This window comes from Sorangium sp. So ce381 (genome assembly GCF_051473845.1).
GTDB lineage: Bacteria > Myxococcota_A > Polyangia > Polyangiales > Polyangiaceae > Sorangium > Sorangium atrum.
This window is the reverse complement of the sequence record NZ_CP150336.1, coordinates 129,020-148,110: the sequence shown is the minus strand read 5'-3', so window position 1 is coordinate 148,110 and position 19,091 is coordinate 129,020. Positions and strand designations below refer to the sequence as shown.

The following is a 19,091-nucleotide window of genomic DNA, read 5'->3' as shown; positions in this document are numbered from 1 at the left end:
GGCGAGCGGCCCCGCGGCCTGCGCGCGTCGAGAGCTGCCATGAAGATCATCAACCCCACGCCCACCACGTTCGCCGCGGTCTCGTGGCAGATCCGGCCCCCGCAATGGGCCCTGTGCCTGATCGCGAAGGGCACCTACCGCCTCGTGCCCGGCGAGCCGGCGATCCCCGCGAGCGCCCCGGAGCCGCCGCTCGGCGACGCGCACGAGGGCGACGATCCGCGCGGGGCGCTCCTCCGCGCGTCCGACTTCGCCCCCTTCAAGCCGAAGGCGGATCTCCTGCTGCTCGGCAAGGCCCACGCGCCCGGCGGCCGGCCCGTCAGCTCCCTGCCGGTGAGCTTCGCCGTCGGCAGGACGTCGCTCGCGCTGCAGGTGACCGGCGACCGGTACTGGACCGATCCGGCCGCCGGCAAGCGCACCGACCCGCAGCCGTTCGTCGAGATGCCGCTCGGCCATGACCGCGCCTTCGGGGGCCCGGGCTTCGCTGCCAACCCGGCGGGGCGCGGCGTGTTCGATCCGGGCGAGCGCGATCTGCGGCGGCGGCCGCTGCCGAACATCGAGGATCCGCGCGCGTTGGTCGACTCGCCCGCGGCGCGGCCGCTGCCCGCGGGCTTCGGGCCGCTCGCCGCCGCCTGGGCGCTGCGCGCGAGCAAGCTCGGCACCTACGACGAGCGCTGGCTGAAGCAGCGCTGGCCGTTCTTCCCCGACGATTTCGACTGGAGCCACTTCAACGCGGCCGTGCCGGCGCTCCAGGCCGAGTACCCGCGCGGCGACGAGGAGATCGTCTGCCACAACCTGCACCGCGCGCGGCGCGACTACCGCGCGCGGCTCCCCGGCGTCCGGATCCGCTGCTTCCTCGACGAGCTCGCGGGCGGCGCGGAGCGCTTCCGCGAGGTGCAGATGCACCTCGACACGGTCCGGGTCGACATGGAGGCCGAGGCGCTCACCCTCGTGTGGCGCGGCCACGCGCCCGTCTCCGCCGAGGACCACCCCGAGGTGCGGCACGTGCTCCTCGCGAGCGAGCCGCTCGGCGAGGGCCGCGTCGCGGCCGCGCGCTACCGCGAGCAGCTCGCGCTCGCGCTGATGGAGGCGCGCCCTGCCGTGGCGGAGGCGCCCGCCGCAGGGGCGCCGGCCGCAGGGGCGCCCCCCGGCAACGACAACCGCGGAGCGTCTCCCCTGGCCGGCCTCGACGACGCCGAGCTCCTCGCGCAGATCCGCGCGACGCTCGAGCGGGGCGGCGCCCCCGCGGCGCTCGTGGCCTCGCTCGGCGCGTCGGTCGATGGCCCGCGCCCGCCCGGCGTGGAGCTCGAGGCGTGGCTGGGCAAGCTCGGCGGGGATCCGGCGCAGCTCGACGAGATCCAGCGGAAGAGCCGCGAGCAGATGAAGAAGGCGCTCGAGGCCGGGGGGCACGACCCGGCGCAGCTCGACGCGCTGGACCGCGAGGACGAGGCACGGGACCGGGCAGCCACGGAGCGCGCGGCGCCGTGGACGCGCGAGCGCGTGGAGCTCTGCCTGTCGATCCGCGAGAGCATGGCAGGCGCCGATCTCTCGGGGCTCGACCTGTCGGGGCTCGACCTCAGCGAGGCGAGCCTCGCGCGCGCGCTGCTCGTCGGCGCCGACCTGACCGGCGCCCGCCTCGCCGGGGCCGACCTCGGCGGCGCGACGCTCGCTCGCGCCAGGATGGCGGGCGCGTGGCTGCCGGCGGCCAGGCTGAACGACGCCGACCTCTCCGGCGCCGACCTCGCGGGCGCCGACCTGACCGGCGCGGCGCTCGGCAAGGCGCGCCTCGACCGCGCGGCGATGCGCGGGGCCATCCTGACCGGCGCGGCCGCGGCCGGCGCCTCGTTCCTCGAGGCCGACCTCACCGGGGCGCGGCTCGACGGCGCGCAGCTCGCCGGCGCCCGCCTCGCGCGCGCGGCGCTCGACCGCGCGTCCTTCGGCGGCGCGGCGCTCGAGGACGCGAGCATGGAGGGGGCGCACGGCGAGGCGGTCGACCTGCGCGGCGCCGACCTGCGCGGGCTGCGCGCCTCGGAGCACACCCGCCTGCCGCGCGCCCAGGCGCGCGGCGCCCGCGCCGACGGCTCGCGCTGGATGCACGCCGACCTCACGGGCGCCGACCTCGCGCTGTCGAGCCTGCGCCGCGCGGATCTCGGCCGGGCCGAGCTCGGCGGCGCCGACCTGCGCGGCGCCGACCTGGCGGGCGCCGACCTGACGCGGGCGCGGCTCGGCGGCGCCCGCCTCGAGCGGTCGAACCTGCACGGGGCTCGCCTCGAGGGCGCCGACCTGCGCGACGCCGACCTGCGCGGCGCAGGGTTGTACGAGGCCGCCCTGTGGCAGGCGCGGCTCGAGGGCGCCGATCTCACGGGCGCGCAGCTCGCGTCCACCCTGCTCACCAGCGATCGAGGCGCGACGTGACCGGCGCCGCCGCCACCTCCGCGGGCTTCGCGCGGGACAAGGACGATCTCCTCGCGCGCCTCGACGCCGGACCGCTCAATCCGCCGATGATCCTCGGCCTCGACCTGCGCGGCGTCGACCTCGCGGGCCGCGATCTCTCGGGCGTGCTCTTCAACGGCGTCGACCTAAGCGACGCGCGGCTCGCGGGCGCGCGGCTCGCCGGCGCCGTCTTCCTGGCCGTCACGCTCCGCGGGGCCGATCTGTCGGGCGCGCGCCTCGAGCGCGCGGTGCTCGCGCGCCACGTGCGGCTCACCCGCGACGCCGCGGCCGCGACGCTGCCGCTCGAGGCCGATCGCGACCTCGGCGCCGAGTCCGTCGAGGCGCTGCGCGCCGCCGGGTACGCGGGGTACGCCGCCGGGGCCACGTCGCTCGCCGGCGCGTCGCTCCGTGGGGCCGATCTGTCGGGCGCGCGGCTCGAGGGCGTGGACCTCGCCGGCGCCGATCTCTCGGCCGCGACGCTGACCGGCGCCGCGCTCGCGGAGTGCGCCCTCGACGGCGCGCGCCTCGACGGCGCGACGCTCGGCGAGGTCGAGCTCGACCGCTGCGCGCTCGCGGGCGCGAGCTTCATCGACGCCGAGCTCGCCGCCGTGACGCTCATCGGCGTCGAGCTCGGCGCGCTCGACCTGTCGCGCGCGCGCCTCGTCCGCGGGCTCCGCGTTCCGAACCAGGACCTCCGCGGCGCGGCGCTCCCGCGCGACCTCGCCGGCGGCGACCTCACGGGCGCGAACCTCACCGGCGCGGACCTGTCCGGCTTCGACCTGCGCGGCTGCAAGCTCGACGCGGCCGCTCTCGACGGCGCGCAGCTCCCGTCCGCGGCGCTCGGCGGCGCGTCGCTGCGCGGCGCGTCGCTGCGCGGCGCGCGCCTCGCCGGCGCCACGCTGAGCGGGGCCGACCTCGAGGGGGCCGTGCTCGAGCGCGCGAACCTCGACGGCGCCCGGCTCGACGGCGCCGGCCTCGAGGGGGCCGACCTCTCCGGCGCCAACCTGTCGGGCTGCGATCTGTCGGGCGCGCGGCTGCGCGGCGCCCGCCTGCGCGGCGCGCTGCTCGCGGCCGCCGTGCTGCGCGGGACCGAGCTCACGGGCGCCGATCTCGCCGAGGCGTCGCTCCAGGACGCCGCGCTCGACGGCGCGGATCTGCGCCGCGCGCGCCTCCCGGGCGCCCGCCTCGCCCGGGCCGAGCTCACCGGCGTCGATCTCTCGGACGCCGACCTCGCGGGCGCCGATCTCTCCGAGGCGCGCATCGCGGGCGTGCGCCTCCGCGGCGCGAACCTGGCCGGCGCGCGCCTGCACGGCGCCACGCTGAAGCGCGCGCAGCTCGCCGGCGCCGCCCTCTCCGGCGCGGATTTCGGGGGGGCCTCGCTCGAGGGGACCTCGCTGGTCGGGCTCGATCTCCGGGGCGCGCGGCTCGCCGGCGCGCGGCTCGCGAGGAGCTCGCTCGTCGGGGCGAAGCTCGGCGGGATGGATCTCTCGGGCGCGGAGCTCCGCGACTGCGACCTGTCGCGCGCGGACCTCCGGGACGCGCGGCTGGACGGGGCCGATCTGGCGCAAGCGAGCCTGGCCGGCGCCGAGCTGGGCGGCGCCTCGCTCGCCTCGGCGCGCCTCGGGGTCGCGAACCTGACCGGCGCCGGCCTCCGGGGCGCGCGGCTCGCCGGCGCCGATCTCTCCCGGGCGTGCCTCGACGGCGCCGCGCTCGCGCGCGCCGATCTCGGCGGCGCGCGGCTCGACGAGGCGATGGCGCGCAAGGCGGATCTGAGCGGCGCGCGGCTCGAGGGCGCCTCGCTCGTCGGCGCGGACCTGTCGCACGCCGACCTGTCGGGCGCCGATCTGTCGGGCGCCGATTGCCGCGGGGTGAACCTGCACCGGGCGGCCACCGCGCGCGCGCGCTGGGACGGCGCGAAGCGCGAGGGCGCCCGCGAGACCGATCCGGAGCGTGCCCGCGCCGAGGACTGGCGCCCGCCCACGCTGTTATGAACGGCCGACGACGGCCGCGAAGCCACGACCCGAGGACCACCGCCATGCCCACCGCCGCCCTCCCTGCTCTCCCCGTCGAGCCCCCGCCCTCCGACGCGCGCCCCGAGGGGCTCCGCGACGGCGCGCCGCGCGCGCAGTCAGCGGAGCGCCCGCTGCGCATCGTGGCGAGCGGGGGCGCCTCGGCGTCGATCGTCGAGCGCGACGGCCACGAGGTCGTCGCGGTGCACGACCGGGCCGGCCGGCTGCTCTTCGAGTACGACGCGGAGACCGGTCGGGGCAGCCTCGTCGCGGCGGGCGGCCTCTCGCTCGCGGCGCCCGGGGGCGACATCGATCTCGTGGCGGGCGGCGCCATCCGCTGCTGGGCGGCCGGCGAGGTCGCGATCGCGAGCCGGAGCGGCGCGACCCTGAGCGCGCGCGCCGGCGAGCGCGGCGCGACGGTGCAGGTCGCGCCCGGGCGCGTCACCGTGGCCGGGGAGACGCTCGCCGCCGTCGCCGAGCGGGGCGACGTCCGCATCGCCGAGGCGCGCTATGAGGGGCGGGCGCTCACCGCCGTGCTGGAGCGGGCGCACACCACCGTGGGCAAGATCGAGTCGATCGCCGGGCGGGTGATCGCGCGGGCGGGGGATCTCTTCCAGGAGGTGCGCGAGCTGCACCAGCTCCGCGCCGGGCGGGTGCGCGCGCTGGTCGAGGACGTGATCGAGCTGCGCGGGCGCGAGGTATCGGTGGACGCGCGCGAAGACGTGAGCATCGATGGCCAGCGGATCAACCTGGGGTAGGAGGGCGCGGCGATGTTCCCTGTAACAACGACGCAGGCCGGGATCTGCCAGGCCATGCCGGACACGTGCAAGACCCCTGCGCCGCCTGGTCCGCCGGTGCCGCTGCCGTACCCGAACGTGGCGATGTGCAACCAGGCGCTCCCGAGCACCTGCGCCCTGAAGGTGCTGGTGGAGGGCAAGCCGGTGCTCACGAAGCAGAGCGAGATCCCGATGTCGACCGGCGACGAGGCGGGAGCTGCCGGCGGCGTCGTGAGCGGCAAGATCAAAGGCGAGGCGATGTTCCGCAGCTTCTCGGCGAAGGTGAAGGCCGAGGGCAATCCGGTCGTGTTCCACGCGTGCGCGGTGGCGCAGAACGGCAAGAGCCCGAACATGCCCATGGGCGTGCAGGTCGCGCCGTCGCAGGCGAAGGTGATGGTGAGCGGCTGAGGGGCCGCGCGGCTGGCGGAGGGGGTCCACGTGGCGGCGCGTCGTTACCGCGTGGTTCATCGCAGCCGGTACGAGCTCGGGGCCGACGGAGCGGTCGCGTGCCGGCTGGAGGCGCACCTCACCCCGCGCGCGCTGCCGCATCAAGCGGTCGAGTTTCACCAGCTGGTGGTGCGGCCGCCGCCGCGATCGAGGCGGGTCGAGGAGGACGCCTTCGGCAACCGCCGCGCGCGGATAGAGATCTGCGGGCGCTTCGGCGCGATCGACGTCACGGCCCTCAGCGTGGTGCGCCTCTGCGAGGAGGCCGCGGGCGGCGCCGGCGATCTCGGGGACGACTGGCGGGCAGCGGCGGCGCGCACGGCGGCCGCCGCGGCGGAGGACCCGGCGCTTCGCGCGCTCGTGGAGGGCACGGCGCGGGCGCCGCGGAGCGGCGCGATGGCGGACTACGCGCGGGGGAGCTTCCGGGAAGGCCTCCCGCTCGGCGGAGCGCTGGAGGGGCTGGTCGACCAGATCCGACGGGATTTCACCTTCACCCCGGGCGTCACCACCGCGGACACCGGCATCGCCGTCTTCTGCGAGCTCCGGCGCGGCGTCTGCCAGGACTTCGCGCACCTCGCCGTGGCGTGCTTGCGATCGATGGGCCTCGCGGCGCGTTATGCGAGCGGCTACGTGACCGGCTCCGCCTCGGCGCCGGCGCGCGCCTCGCACGCGTGGGCGTCGGTGTGGTTGCCGTCGGGCGGCTGGCACGACCTCGATCCGACGCTCGGGCGCCTGGGCGCGCCCGGGCACATCGTGCTGGGCTACGGACGCGACTACGATGACGTCGCGCCGCTCAGGGGCACCGCCGAGGGCGCGCGCGGCGTCCGGCTGCGGACGGAGATCGTGGTGGCGCCGCAGGGAAACGAATGACTGATGTTCGGCGGAACCGCCGAGAGGGCCATCACGCTCCACAAGAGCGCTCGGGGCGACGTGTGAGGGCGTGATGCGCTCCGGCGATGTGTCGGGCGACAACCCCTCTCCCGAGAGCAAGGACCGGATCCTCCACGCCACGCTGCAATCGGTCCTGGCGTCATCATGGTCATCGGCACGATGCCCGGCACGCCGGCCGCGAAAGGGAGCGACACCGAGGTCTGCTTGCACTTCGGCGATATCGCGGAGAGGACGACGGTGTTCGACGCGCTCGCCGTGGGCGGCGACGTCACCATGCCCCCTGCTGGAGACGTTCTGGGGACTTCCGCACGCGCGCCCCGCCCCCGCGCACGCCGCCGCTCGCTCCCTGGCACGGCGCCCGCATACCGACCGTCAGCAAGGACGTGGCGGGGGGACCACGCGGAGGAGACCCATGAGCCAGAGAGCATCCGATCAAGCCATCCAGGTAAAGCCGCTCGCAGGGCATATCGGCGCCGAGATCCACGGCGCCGACATCTCGAAGCCGCTGCCCGACGACTCCGTGGCGGCCATCCGCGCGGCGCTGCTGAAGTGGAAGGTCGTCTTCTTCCGGAATCAGCCGCTCGGCCACGCCGAGCAGATCGCCTTCGCGGCGCGCTTCGGCGAGGTGACCTATGCCCATCCGCACGAGGACGAGCCGTTCGACGAGCACCCGGAGATCCTCGCCATCGACAGCCGCCGCTACGATCGCCGCTACGGCAGGCGCTTCAGCTACGAGAACCGCTGGCATACCGACGTCACCGCGGCCGTGAACCCGCCGGCGGCGTCGATCCTGCGGGCGCACATCCTGCCGCCCTACGGCGGCGACACGACCTGGACGAACCTCGTGGCGGCCTACGAGGGGCTGTCCGCGCCGCTGCGCGCGCTCGTCGACGGCCTGCGCGCGGAGCACCGCTTCGGGCTGCGGTTCGCGCCGCAGGACCAGGACAGCCCGTACCTGCGCAAGGTGCGCGAGAACCCGCTGATCTCGATCCACCCCGTGGTGCGCGTCCACCCCGAGACCGGGGAGCGGGCGCTGTTCGTCAGCCCCGGCTTCACCAGCCACATCGTCGGGCTGTCGCCGCGCGAGAGCAGCGCGATCCTCGATCTGCTCTTCGAGCAGATCAGCCGCCCGACCTACACGGTGCGGTTCCGGTGGGAGCCCGGCAGCATTGCGTTCTGGGACAACCGGGCCACGGCGCACCTGGGGCCGCAGGACCTCGGGCACCTCGACGTCGAGCGCGTCCTCTACCGGGTGACGCTGACCGGAGATATCCCGGTGGGGATCGACGGGGTCCGCTCCGAGATCGTGGCCGGGGAGCCGTTCGGCAAGCGGCCCCCGAGCAAGCTGAAGCCCGCCCGCAAGGACAAGGCGCCCGAGGCCGAGGTGCAGGCATGAGCGCCGCGAGCGCAGGCGTCGAGAGGACGTCGTTCGAGGGGCCCCACGGGCCGGTGGATGCGGTGCAGGTCCGCCCGGCGTCGGGCGGGCGCTCGCCGGCGCCGGCGGTGCTGATCCTCCACGAGGGGCTGGGGCTCACGGTCCATACGATCGAGCTGGCGAGGCGCTTCGCGCAGGAAGGGTACCTCGCGTTCGCGCCGAACCTGTATTCGCACGACACGACGCACCGGACCTTCACCGAGGCGGAGGTGGCTCGGGGGGTGAGCCTGCTGCGCGCCGCCGACCGCGACGAGGTGGTCGCGCGGTTGCCGGCGGACGAACAGGAGCGGCTGAAGAAGGTGTTCGCCTGGTTCGGTAGCCGCGACACGTCGACCTACCTGTCCGACGCGAGGGCGGCGGCGGCGCACCTCGTCGGCCGGTCGGACGTGCGGCCGGGGGGCGTCGCCGCCGTCGGGTTCTCGCTGGGCGGCGGGCTCGTGGGGCAGCTCGCGGTCGCAGGCGTGGAGCTCGCGGCGGGCGCGGTGTTCTATGGGCAGGCGCCGGCCCTGGAGCAGGTGAAGAACGTGCGATTTCCGCTGCAGGTGCATTATGCGGAGGACGATCCGGCGATCACCCCGAAGGCGCCAGCGGTGGGGGAGGCGTTCAGGGCTGCGGGGCGAGAGCTGATCTCGTTCGTGTACCCTGGGACGCGCCACGGGTTCTTCAACGAGACGCGGCCTGCGTACCACGCCGACGCGGCGCAGCTCTCGTGGCGGCGCACGCGGGAATTCTTCGCCGAGCGCACCGGCAACGTCGCGCAGTGGCGGCCGCAGGCAGTCGCCGGCGAGGGTGCGCGCGCGGCGGGGTAGCTGCGGCTCCGCCGCCGGCACCTCAACCTGGGTCGGCTCCTCAACCTGGGTCGGATCCTCAACCTTGGTCGGCTCCTCAACCCGGGTCGGCTCCTCAACCTGGGTCGGGTCGGCTCCTCAACCTGGGTCGGATCCTCAACCTGGGTCGGGTCGGTCCCGCCTCATGGCACGGAGGCTGCTGGGCGCCCGCCATGACCGCCTCCACGCCCATCGCCGAGAGCAACGCTCCGAAGCCCATCCACACCGACGACGCCGGACTCATCGCAGGCGCGATCACCCTCCCCGCGCCCGCGGGTGACCTCCCCGGCTACCGCGCCCACCCCGCCTCCGGTGGCCCCTTCCCTCTGGTGCTGGTGATCCAGGAAATCTTCGGCGTCCACGAGCACATCCGCGACGTGGTCCGCCGCCTCGCACACCGCGGCTACTACGCCCTCGCCCCGGATCTGTTCGTTCGGCAAGGCGATCCGAGCCACCTCCGCACCGTCGACGAGTTCCGCGCTCTGGCGGGCCGCGTACCCGACCGGCAGGTCCTCTCGGACCTCGACGCCAGCGTGGCCTTCGCCCAAGCCTCCGGAAAGGCCGACGTCCGCAAGGCGGCCGCGGTCGGCTTCTGCTGGGGCGGGCGCATCACGTGGCTGTACGCCGCGCACAACCCGGCGCTCAAGGCGGCGGTGGCCTGGTACGGACGCCTGACCGGCGATCGGACCGAGGCCCAGCCCAAGCACCCGATCGACGTGGCGAGCGCGCTGCAGGTGCCCGTGCTGGGCCTCTATGCCGGACAGGACCAGGGCATCCCCCTCCCGACGGTCACCGCGCTGCAGGAGGCGCTCCGTACCGCCTCCGAGACCGGCAGCGCGCCCGGCGCCGCGCACTCCGAGATCCAGGTCTACCCGGACGTCCCGCACGCGTTCTACGCCGACTATCGGCCGAGCTACCGGCCGGAAGCCGCCGCCGACGCCTGGCAGCGCCAGCTCGACTGGCTGGCCCGACACGGCGTCGCCTGACGGCGACCAGCCGCGACAGCGCCCGGCGGCCCCTGCTGCCCCGGCAACAAGCTGCGCCTCCACTGCTACTCCCCACGCACCTCCCGCCCGCGCCACCGCGCCCCGCCGATCGGATACCCTGACGCGGTGCGCGCCAGGATCCGAGACACCGAGCTCTACTTCGACGTCGAGGGCATGGGCCTCGTCCCCGACGGCCCGCGGATGCGCGAGAAGCCGGTGATGTTCGTCGTACACGGCGGACCTGGCGCAGATCACGCCTCGCACAAGGGCGGGATGACGCCGCTCGCCGATCAGGCGCAGCTCGTCTACTTCGATCATCGCGGACAGGGCCGCTCCGCGCGCGGGCCGAAGGAGACGTATACCCTCGAGAACAACGTCGAGGACATGGAGGCGCTGCGCCTGCACCTCGGCCTCGATCGTATCGTCGTGATGGGCACCTCCTATGGCGGCATGGTGGCCATGGCCTATGCGCTCGAATACCAGCGCAACATCTCTCATCTCATCCTGGTGGCCACGGCGGCCAGCCATCGCCTCATCGACCGGGCCAAGCGGATCGTCGCGGAGCGCGGCACCGAGCAGCAGAGAGCGGCGTGCGAACGCCTCTGGGCCGGCGAGATCGAGGGCGACGCGCAGTTCGCCGACCTCCTCCAGATCCTGGGGCCTCTCTACTCGACCACCTTCGATCCACAGAAGGCGAACGAGGCCCGCGCGCGCACCATCTACAACGTCGACGCGTGGAACGTCGGCCTGGAGAGGTTCATGCGGAGATTCGATTTCACGCCGCGCCTCCCCGAGATCGCGGTGCCCACGCTCGTCATCGCCGGCCGACACGACTGGATCTGCCCACCCGATCTCTCGGAGGAGATCGCGCGGCTCATCCCGGGCGCCGATCTACGCATCTTCGAGCGCAGCAGCCACTGGGTGCGCGCTGACGAGCCGCGGGCGCTGCTCGACGCCGTCGCCGGCTTCCTGGCCGAGAGGCGGTAGCGCGGAGAGCGCACCGCCGAGCGTCGCGCCCTCTACTGGATCCCGGCCTTCTTCATCGCCGCGGGCATCCGCTGGACGATGACCGTCCCGACCTTCTTCCCCACCTCGCCGCTGATCTCCGGGAGGAGCTTCGCGGCCTTCTTTCCGACCGGCGTGCCGTAGAACTTGATGAGCTCCTTCAGCTCATCGGCGGTGAACTTCCCCGCGTAGATATCGACGTTCCACTGGACGAGCTCGTCGTACGGCAGCACCTCGGCGACCACCGCCTTCAGCTTGCTGGCGTCCTTGGTCGAGACCTTCGCGCCCGCTTGCTGCATCGATGCACTCATGTTGGTCATCAGCTGATCGAGGAGCGCGTTGTAGACGTCCTTCGGCATGACGAGGTGCGTGAGCTCCAGGGCGAGCTTCTTCTCCGCCTCTCCGGCGTAGGCGCTGCCGAGCGACACGAACGAGAGCAAGGTCACGACGGCGAGCGAGACGATCCATGAACGAAGCGCGTGCTTTCTCATCGGCCCTTTGTATCACGACCGCGCCGCGATCCGCGCCGCGCAGGGTGGCCCGCCGCATTCCCTCCCAGGAGCCGCCGCGACACCTGAGGAGCCGCCACGCCGGAGCAGATCGGGTGCTCGGTCACACGACCGTCACCTCGTCCCCCACGCGCAATGTGCCGGATTTCGTCTCCTGGATGTAGTTCTGTCCGAAGTTCACCTCGCCGGGCCTCTGCGCATCGCGCCGGTAGCTGGCCAGCGTGCGGAGCGGCTCCGGGCCGCGCTCTGCGGTGCGCTGGTCGGTCGTGGTGACGACGCAGCGGCCGCACGGGCCGCCGGCGCGGAGCACGAGGTCTCCGATGCGGACGCGGCTCCACAGGTCCTCGTCGAAGGCAGCGCAGCCGCTCACGACGAGGTTGGGCCGGAAGCGATCCATCGGCAACGGCGCGGCGCCCCGGCCCTCGAGGTGGGCGTTCAGATCGGCGAGGGAGGCCTCGGAGATCACGAGCAGCGGGAACTCGTCGGCGAACGACACGACGTCTTCCGTGCCTGCCACCGAGGCCTTGAGGACGGGCCGCCGGAACGCCTCGCCGATGCGGACGAGCCGCGCCGGATGATCCAGGACGCCGCTGAGCCACGCGGCGGCTTCGTCACCGCAATCCTCGGCCAGGAGGCCGCTGCTGCTCCAGACCTCGACCGTGAGCAGGCGCGCGCCCTCGGCCCTGCGCGGCACCGAGATCGGCGGCCGGCCGGCGAAGCCGAGCGTGAGCGCGCTCTCGGAGAGCTGCGTCTCGATGAGCGCCATGCGCGGCAGCGGGCGCTGCGTGAGGGGCTTTCCCTCGGGGTCGACGATCATGAACCGCCGATCGCCGGCGAGGCCGAGCGCGTCGACGGCGGACGCGTCGAGCGTGAGGCCCCGGCAGCCTTTGACCGGATAGATGTGGATCGCGGAGAGTCGCATTCCGTAGCTTATAACACCCCTCGGGCGCCCGGCGCCTGGAGAAGCACGGAGCGCGCGTCGCGAATGCCCGCGCCGCCCCTCATGCCACGTCGCCTCCCTCCGCCGGTATCCCGAGCACCTGCCGCAGGTCCATCCCCACGACGACGTCGGCGTTCTGCCGCACCCAGCCGACGAGCGCGGGGCGCAGGGCGCGCGCGATCTCTTCCTTGACGAGCCCTTCCACGACGCTCGGCCCGAGGCGCTGCGGGTCGAGCGCGACGCCGCCGCCCGCGACCAGGGCGCTGAACAGGCGCACGAGCGACTCGGCGCCCGCGGCCTGGCGCGCCGCGCCGAGCGGCTCGACCCGCTCGACGGCGATCTCGCCGCCGCGCTTCACGATGAAGCGACGGACATCGGCCTGGTCGACTCCCCCCTTCTGGAGCACCGCCGAGGAACAGTCGACCTCGATGCGCTGCACGCGCGGCGCCGTCTCGATCTCCTGCCGGGTGCCCTCGATATCGACGCTGGCCGCGATGGTCGCGCCGGCCGGGATGCGGAACCCGTCCGAGCCCACCCCGCCAGCGAGCTCCTGGCGCAGCGTCAGCCGCGCGGACAGGCGGGCACCCCGCACGGCCGTACTGCTGCCGGCCTCGAGGTTCGAGAGCGCCTGACGCACCGTCACGACGAGATCGGGATCGCTCGTGGGGTCGTACGGGGGCATGGCCATGGGCGTCGACGTGACGAGTCCGCGCATGAAGGCGCGCGCCTCGTCCTCCGCCGATCCCTTTCCGACCCGGACGAGCCCTCCCGTGTAAAAGACGTTGGGCGTCATCGCGCCTGAACGGAAGTCGTACTCGACCTGCTGGAGCCCCATGTCACCGAGCGGCGGCGGCAGGTCGATGACGAGGTACGGCTCGAAGGTGATCCGCAGGAGCGCCGGCGCGAGCGTCAGGCGGAGCGCCGTCGCGCTCGACGTGGCGAGCGCGGCCACGCCGGTGCGCTTCAGGACGGTGCGAGCAGGGAGCTCGAACGAGATCGAGACCGACTCGAGATCGATCCACGACGGCAGGAAGCACCAGGCCATTCGAGGAGGGTACACCCACCTGGCCGCCGGAAGCGCGGCCTATTGACCCGCCGCACGGGGCGCGCCCATCATGCCCCGCATGAAACCAGAGGAATTCCTCGACGAGCTCGACCGCAAGGTCGGTGAGCGCCTCGCCCACATCGGCGCCGTGGCCCGCGCGGCGGAGCCGGCGAGCGGCGTCGGCATCCCGGCGCTGCTCGCGACAGCGCTCAAGAAGGAGCTCGAGGCGACCGAGGAGGCTGCGCTCTGGCTCACCACCGAGACCGACGTGGAGGTGAAGCTCGCCCTCGCCCGCCAGTGCGGCGACGAGGCGAGGCATTACCGGCTCATCGCCGAGCGCCTCCGCGCGCTCGGCGTCGACCCCGCGGCGATCCCGGCGAAGTTCGGGCCTCCCACGCCGATGTTCGGGTACTTGAAGGGGCTCGGCTCCACGGTCGAGCGCGTCGCAGCGGGCCAGTTCACGCGGGAGGCGCTCGCGAAGGTGCACAACCAGGCGTTCATCGACTACTGCGAGTCGCAAGGCGACGCCGAGACCGCGCGCCTCTACCGCGACGTCATCCAGCCGGACGAGGGCCATCACCACGAGATGGGCCGGCGGCTCCTCGCGCGCCTCGCGGTCACCGAGGAGTCCCAGGCGCTCGCGCGCGCCGCCGCGATGCGCACGCTCGAGATCGCCGAGGAGCTCCAGGAGATCGCGCGCCTGAAGATGGGTATCTGCCGCGCGCCTGGGTGCTAAGCTCTACTGCGGCAAGTCGGCCGGGGAAGCGAACCCCCAAGCCGCCAAGGGCGCCAAGAGAACCGGGAATAGGGGGGATGCCCGGACGGCCCCCTTCCCCCTCTCCCCTTGGCGTCTTTGGCGGCTTGGCGGTTTTTCTGCCGAGCCGGGGCAACTTCCCGCAGTAGAGCCAAGTTGTGTCGCCGCGTTGCGCTGAGGGAGCGACCAGGGCGGGACCAGCGGTTCGGGCGGGGCGTTCGCGCATGTCTCGCGGCGTCCCGGCTGTTCGCGAGGCGCGCTCGAGGGCACGGCGGTCTCGGCGTCGGTCGCTGTTCCGAGGCCCATTTGCGGGATGGCCCGACATGCGAAAGCCATCGAATCCATGCACCCTCCAGACACCGAAGTTGCCGCGTTGTCGCGAGGCTCCCTCGCGGCGAGGGGCGGCCGGTTGGATCAAGGGGGGTTCTCATGATCAAGTTTCCGGGGGACAGATCGTTCCGGGAGGTGGCCCGGTTCACCCAGGATTGTGGCTCGATCTGCACGCACGCGGCTCAGTATTGCCTCGAGATGGGAGGCTCTCACGTGAGCGCCACGCACATGCGGATGCTCCAGGACTGCGCCGATATCTGCGAGGCGACCTCGAAGCTCCTCCTGCGCAGCTCGCCCCAGATCCCCCAGATGATGAGCGTGTGCGCCAGCCTCTGCGAGCAGTGCGCGGCGAGCTGCGATAAGCTCACTGGGGATATGCAGATGAAGACGTGCGCTGACGAGTGCCGCCGCTGCGCTGCCGCCTGCCGGCAGATTTGACAGCGGCGGAGGCATCGCCGTCCTCCAGACCGCGAACCGATCAGCGGAGTAGCTCTCCTCGCCTCTTGCGGATCGCCGCCACCCTCTGCGCCAGAGCCCTTGTGCGCGCGGGGCCCGCCGGCGCCCCCGTCGCGTGGAGTCCGGCAGCGGAGCGACGCCGACGGCGGCGGCGTTCAGGCTCCCCATGGTACCCTCGCGCGCATGCGTTATCGATGGACCATGGGAGCCGCCGGGTTCGCTCTCCTGTGCGCCGGGTGTGGCGAGGAGGCGCCCGAGGCCGCGGTGCGCGCGGTGCGCGACCTGGGCGCGCTGGAGTTTGCCCCGGCGATCCGAGGGCGGGACGGCGGCTACAGCGCGCGGTGGGGCGACCGATCGGTGTGGGTGTTCGGCGACACGACCTTGGAGATGCCGGGGGAAGACGGGGCGATCTGGAGGTCGAGCACCTTCTGCGCGACCGACGATCTGGATGCGTCGGATGGGCTCTCGTCGCTCACCGAGCCGCTCGACGCGGACGGCGCGCCGCGGGAGTTCCTGCCGTTCACCGAGGAGGAGCTCGCGTTCAACCTCGAGCACTCCGACCCTCGTGCGGAGGAGACGTGCGAGGAGGACTGCGGAGCGCGCTATGCGCTGTGGCCGGGCCCCATCGTCGTCGACGAGTCGACCGGCCGTGCGCTCGTCTTCTACAGCAAGGTGACGGGGCGACTCGGGGCCGGGGCGTTCGAAGTCGACATGCTGGGTTCGTCCATCGCTGTCTGGGAGAGCCTCGACGCGCCCCCCGCACGCCCGGAGGTGCGCCGGGGCGCTGCGGATCCGACGCTCCTCTTCGGCGCGGATGAGCCCTCGCTCACGTCGGCGGCGCTCGTCCGCGAGGGGATGCTCTACGCCTATGCCTGCGCGTGCTCGGGTCTCACGTGCCCGTGCATCGTCGCGCGCGCCCCGCTCGCGGAGGCAACGGAGCGCGACGCGTGGCGGTTCTTCTCGGACGAGCGCTGGGTGAAGGGCCATGATGAGGCAGAGCCGGTCATGGCGGGCGCACCGATGATGTCGGTGCATTGGAACGAGCATGTCGGCAGGTACATCGCGCTGTACAGCGAGCCGGTATCGTCGGAGATCTCGATCCGGACGGCTCCGGCGCCGGAGGGGCCCTGGTCGGACAGCGCGGTGGTTCTCACCGCCGAGGTCCCGCCTACGCCGGATGCGTGGCCCTATGCCGCCCTCGTGCACGCGGAGCTCGCGCGGGAAGGAGAGCGGGTGGAGTACGTGACGTACTTCCGGGAGACGGGGTTCCTGGAGGGGGAGATCCGGCTCGTCGAGCTGGAGCTCGAGTAGAGGCGACCCGACACACGTTGAGGCGACCCGACCCACGTTGAGTCGGGTGCCGGGCGCCCCTCCCGACCTGGGCGCGGTCGCGGCCGAGGCCCTTTTTTCTGCGACCATCCATCAGGTACCCTCCGCCCGTGGCAACGTCCGACAGGAGCCGCGCCGAGTACCAGCGGCGGGTCAACCGCGTGATCGACTACATCCAGGCCCATCGCGCGGAGGACATCTCCCTCGATACGCTGGCGGCCGTGGCGGCGTTCTCGCCGTTTCACTTCCACCGCGTGTTCAAGTCCATGACGGGCGAGAACCTTCGCGAGTTCATCCAGCGGACGCGCCTCGAGACCGCGGCGAGCCACCTCGTGCAGCGGCCGCACACCGACGTCCTCGAGATCGCCCTCGAGAACGGCTTCAGCTCGGCGAGCGCCTTCGCGCGCGCCTTCAAGGAGCGCTTCGGCATGAGCGCGTCCGCCTGGCGCAACGGCGGCGCCACGGACGCGAGCAAGGCGCGGCAAGCGGATCGCAAGCCGGGTGAAGTCGAGCACAATCCGCGCAAAGCAGCGCTCTGCGCGCCTGACCAAGATGCCTCCTCGTCGGGCGCGGACGCCCGTCAAGACGAGGAGGAGATCATGAACGTGACCGTGAAGACCCTGCCGAGCTACCACGTGGCCTATGTCCGATGCATCGGCCCCTACGGCCCCGGAGGGGTCGTCGACGAGGCCTGGCGACGGATCGCGCGCTGGGCCAGCGCGCGCGATCTGTGGACCCCGGACCGCATCTGCCTCGGCATCGCGCACGACAACCCCAAGGTCACCGAGCCTGCCAAGTGCCGCCTCGACGCCGCCATCGTGATCCCGCAGGGCTTCAAGGCGGACGGCGACGTCAACGTGACCGACGTCGCCGGCGGCAAGTACGCCGCGGGCGCGTTCCTCGGCGAGGCGCACACGATCGGCGCCGCCTGGGACCAGCTCTTCGGGAGGTGGCTCCCCGAGAGCGGCTATCAGCCCGATCACCGGCCCTGCTTCGAGCTCTACCAGGGCGAGTTCCACGATCCCAAGACCAACAGGTTCCGCTGCGAGCTCTGCTTGCCGGTGCGCCCGCTCTAGCGCCGCCCCCAGGGAGCCCGGTCATCCCGCCCGGGCTCCTGCACCGCCTCACCGCAACGCTGGCGGGCGGCCGGGCCCCTGTCGCCTCGCGCCTCGCGCCGCGCTTCCAGGCCCGCCGTTGCCACCGTAAAGCATCGATATTACACGACTTTCCCGGGAGAACGGCGCCGCTCGTGTTTGACAGCCGGGGATCCCTGCACTAGGAGCCGACATGGCATTCATCTACGATGAGCCGAGCAGGACGTTTGGCGAGTACCTGCTCGTCCCGAATCTGACGACGAAGGACTGCGTCCCGGCGAACGTCGATCTCACGGCCCCTGTCGTCCGGTTCAAGGCCGATCCGGGCGCGACGCCGCCGGATCCGAGGCTCGCGCCGCTCACGATCAGCGTGCCGGTCACCAGCGCGATGATGCAGTCGGTCTCGGGCGCCGACCTCGCGATCGCGCTCGCGCGCTGCGGCGGCCTGTCGTTCGTGTACGGCTCGCAGGGCATCGAGGAGGAAGCCGCCATGGTGCGGCGCGTGAAGAACTACAAGGCGGGGTTCGTCGTGAGCGACTCGAACCTGCGCCCCGACGCGACGCTCGGCGACGTCCTCGCGCTCACCGATCGCACGGGCCACTCCACGATTGCGATCACGGAGGACGGCACGCCCACGGGCAGGTTCGTCGGCATCATCACGAGCCGTGATTACCGGCTCGGCAAGACGCCGCTCAGCACGCCGGTGCGCGAGATCATGACGCCGTTCAAGTCGATCCACTGCGGCAAGGTCGGCCTCGATCTGCAGGAGGCGAACGAGCTCATCTGGCGTCACAAGCTCAACACCCTGCCCGTCATCGACGAGCGACAGCACCTCCAGTACCTGGTGTTTCGCAAGGACTACGAGTCGCACCAGGCGCACCCGCTCGAGAACGTGGATCACGAGAAGCGCCTGATCGTCGGCGCCGGCATCAACTCGCGCGACTACAGAGATCGCGTGCCGGCGCTGGTGGAGGCGGGCGCCGACGTGCTCTGTATCGACTCGTCGGACGGCTACTCCGAGTGGCAGGGCGACACCATCGCCTTCGTCAAGTCGCTCGGCAAGCCGGCCTATGTCGGCGCCGGCAACGTCGTCGATCGCGAGGGCTTCCTCTACCTGGTCGAGGCCGGCGCCGACTTCGTCAAGGTCGGCATCGGCGGCGGCTCGATCTGCATCACGCGCGAGCAGAAGGGGATCGGCCGCGGCCAGGCGTCGGCCGTGATCGAGGTGGCCAAGGCGCGCGACGAGTACTTCCAGCGGACCGGAGTCTACGTGCCGATCTGCTCCGACGGCGGCATCAGCCAGGACTACCACATCACGATCGCCCTCGCGATGGGCGCCGACTTCGTCATGATGGGCCGCTACTTCGCGCGCTTCGACGAGTCGCCCGGGCGCAAGGTCCGCGTGAACAACCAGTTCATGAAGGAGTACTGGGGTGAAGGGAGCAACCGCGCGCGCAACTGGCAGCGCTACGACCACGGCGATACCAGCAAGAAGAAGGATCAGCTGGAGTTCGAGGAGGGCGTCGACAGCTACGTGCCGTACGCCGGCAAGCTGAAGGACAACCTCGACGTCACCCTCGCCAAGGTGCGCTCGACGATGTGCAACTGCGGCGCCACCTCGCTGCGCGACCTGTACATGCGCGCGCGCCTGACCGTCGCGTCCGCGGTGAGCATCCACGAGGGCGGAGTCCACGACGTGATGCTGAAGGACACGCGCGGCAACACGCGCGAGCCCTGAGCCGCGCCGGCCGGCCGGCCGCGCCGGCCGCGCCGATTACCCCTCTTGCGCCCCGGGGCGCACACTCTGGTCGACGGAGCGAGTCATCGTGTC

The 19,091-nt window shown here is 72.8% G+C and carries 17 protein-coding genes; 14 read left to right on the top strand and 3 right to left on the bottom strand.

Annotated elements, in window-relative coordinates; translation table 11 throughout:
* Window positions 1-39 precede the first annotated feature (39 nt).
* The 9 genes from WMF29_RS00565 (at window position 40) to WMF29_RS00525 (ending at window position 10,785) form a co-directional block, all read left to right on the top strand.
* The gene (locus tag WMF29_RS00565) at window positions 40-2,412 is read left to right on the top strand and encodes a DUF2169 family type VI secretion system accessory protein (RefSeq protein ID WP_437326963.1); all 2,373 of its coding nucleotides are present in this window, start codon (window positions 40-42) and stop codon (window positions 2,410-2,412) included.
* Window positions 2,409-4,421 carry a pentapeptide repeat-containing protein gene (locus WMF29_RS00560; protein WP_437326962.1) on the top strand — a complete coding sequence of 671 codons (2,013 nt, stop codon included), beginning with the start codon at window positions 2,409-2,411 and terminating at the stop codon, window positions 4,419-4,421. The genes WMF29_RS00565 and WMF29_RS00560 overlap by 4 nt, the downstream gene beginning before the upstream one ends.
* Window positions 4,422-4,465: 44 nt before the next feature.
* A complete protein-coding gene (locus WMF29_RS00555; RefSeq protein WP_437326961.1) occupies window positions 4,466-5,197 on the top strand; it encodes a DUF3540 domain-containing protein in 732 nt (243 codons plus the stop codon).
* A 12-nt stretch (window positions 5,198-5,209) separates the two neighbouring features.
* Window positions 5,210-5,623 carry a DUF4150 domain-containing protein gene (locus WMF29_RS00550; RefSeq protein ID WP_272097160.1) on the top strand — a complete coding sequence of 138 codons (414 nt, stop codon included), beginning with the start codon at window positions 5,210-5,212 and terminating at the stop codon, window positions 5,621-5,623.
* 30 nt (window positions 5,624-5,653) lie between these two features.
* Window positions 5,654-6,529: a transglutaminase family protein gene (locus WMF29_RS00545; RefSeq protein WP_437326960.1), complete on the top strand. Its 876-nt coding sequence runs from the start codon at window positions 5,654-5,656 to the stop codon at window positions 6,527-6,529.
* Between the two features lie 433 nt (window positions 6,530-6,962).
* Complete coding sequence (locus WMF29_RS00540) at window positions 6,963-7,946, top strand: TauD/TfdA dioxygenase family protein (protein ID WP_437326959.1); 984 nt, start codon at window positions 6,963-6,965, stop codon at window positions 7,944-7,946.
* Window positions 7,943-8,794 carry a dienelactone hydrolase family protein gene (locus tag WMF29_RS00535; protein ID WP_437326958.1) on the top strand — a complete coding sequence of 284 codons (852 nt, stop codon included), beginning with the start codon at window positions 7,943-7,945 and terminating at the stop codon, window positions 8,792-8,794. The genes WMF29_RS00540 and WMF29_RS00535 overlap by 4 nt, the downstream gene beginning before the upstream one ends.
* 191 nt (window positions 8,795-8,985) lie before the next feature.
* Window positions 8,986-9,798, top strand: coding sequence for a dienelactone hydrolase family protein (locus tag WMF29_RS00530; protein WP_437326957.1), 813 nt, complete (start codon window positions 8,986-8,988; stop codon window positions 9,796-9,798).
* A 126-nt stretch (window positions 9,799-9,924) separates the two neighbouring features.
* Window positions 9,925-10,785, top strand: a complete 861-nt coding sequence (locus WMF29_RS00525; RefSeq protein WP_437326956.1) for an alpha/beta fold hydrolase — start codon at window positions 9,925-9,927, stop codon at window positions 10,783-10,785.
* 32 nt (window positions 10,786-10,817) lie between these two features.
* Here the strand turns inward: WMF29_RS00525 and WMF29_RS00520 are convergent, their stop codons facing one another.
* The 3 genes from WMF29_RS00520 to WMF29_RS00510 all read right to left on the bottom strand — a co-directional run bounded on the left by WMF29_RS00520 (window position 10,818) and on the right by WMF29_RS00510 (window position 13,297).
* Complete coding sequence (locus tag WMF29_RS00520) at window positions 10,818-11,294, bottom strand: DUF2059 domain-containing protein (protein ID WP_437326955.1); 477 nt, start codon at window positions 11,292-11,294, stop codon at window positions 10,818-10,820.
* Between the two features lie 121 nt (window positions 11,295-11,415).
* Window positions 11,416-12,234: an MOSC domain-containing protein gene (locus WMF29_RS00515; protein ID WP_272097152.1), complete on the bottom strand. Its 819-nt coding sequence runs from the start codon at window positions 12,232-12,234 to the stop codon at window positions 11,416-11,418.
* 79 nt (window positions 12,235-12,313) lie between these two features.
* Window positions 12,314-13,297, bottom strand: a complete 984-nt coding sequence (locus WMF29_RS00510; RefSeq protein ID WP_437326954.1) for a hypothetical protein — start codon at window positions 13,295-13,297, stop codon at window positions 12,314-12,316.
* Window positions 13,298-13,376: 79 nt separating this feature from the next.
* Here WMF29_RS00510 and WMF29_RS00505 point away from each other — a divergent pair, with 79 nt between their 5' ends.
* The 5 genes from WMF29_RS00505 (at window position 13,377) to WMF29_RS00485 (ending at window position 18,998) form a co-directional block, all read left to right on the top strand.
* The gene (locus tag WMF29_RS00505) at window positions 13,377-14,033 is read left to right on the top strand and encodes a ferritin-like domain-containing protein (RefSeq protein ID WP_272097150.1); all 657 of its coding nucleotides are present in this window, start codon (window positions 13,377-13,379) and stop codon (window positions 14,031-14,033) included.
* Window positions 14,034-14,480: 447 nt separating this feature from the next.
* Complete coding sequence (locus WMF29_RS00500; RefSeq protein WP_437326953.1) at window positions 14,481-14,819, top strand: four-helix bundle copper-binding protein; 339 nt, start codon at window positions 14,481-14,483, stop codon at window positions 14,817-14,819.
* 201 nt (window positions 14,820-15,020) lie between these two features.
* Window positions 15,021-16,148 carry a DUF4185 domain-containing protein gene (locus tag WMF29_RS00495; RefSeq protein ID WP_437326952.1) on the top strand — a complete coding sequence of 376 codons (1,128 nt, stop codon included), beginning with the start codon at window positions 15,021-15,023 and terminating at the stop codon, window positions 16,146-16,148.
* A 128-nt stretch (window positions 16,149-16,276) separates the two neighbouring features.
* Window positions 16,277-17,242: an AraC family transcriptional regulator gene (locus WMF29_RS00490; protein ID WP_437326951.1), complete on the top strand. Its 966-nt coding sequence runs from the start codon at window positions 16,277-16,279 to the stop codon at window positions 17,240-17,242.
* 211 nt (window positions 17,243-17,453) lie between these two features.
* A complete protein-coding gene (locus WMF29_RS00485; protein WP_437326950.1) occupies window positions 17,454-18,998 on the top strand; it encodes an IMP dehydrogenase in 1,545 nt (514 codons plus the stop codon).
* The last annotated feature ends 93 nt before the right edge of the window (window positions 18,999-19,091 follow it).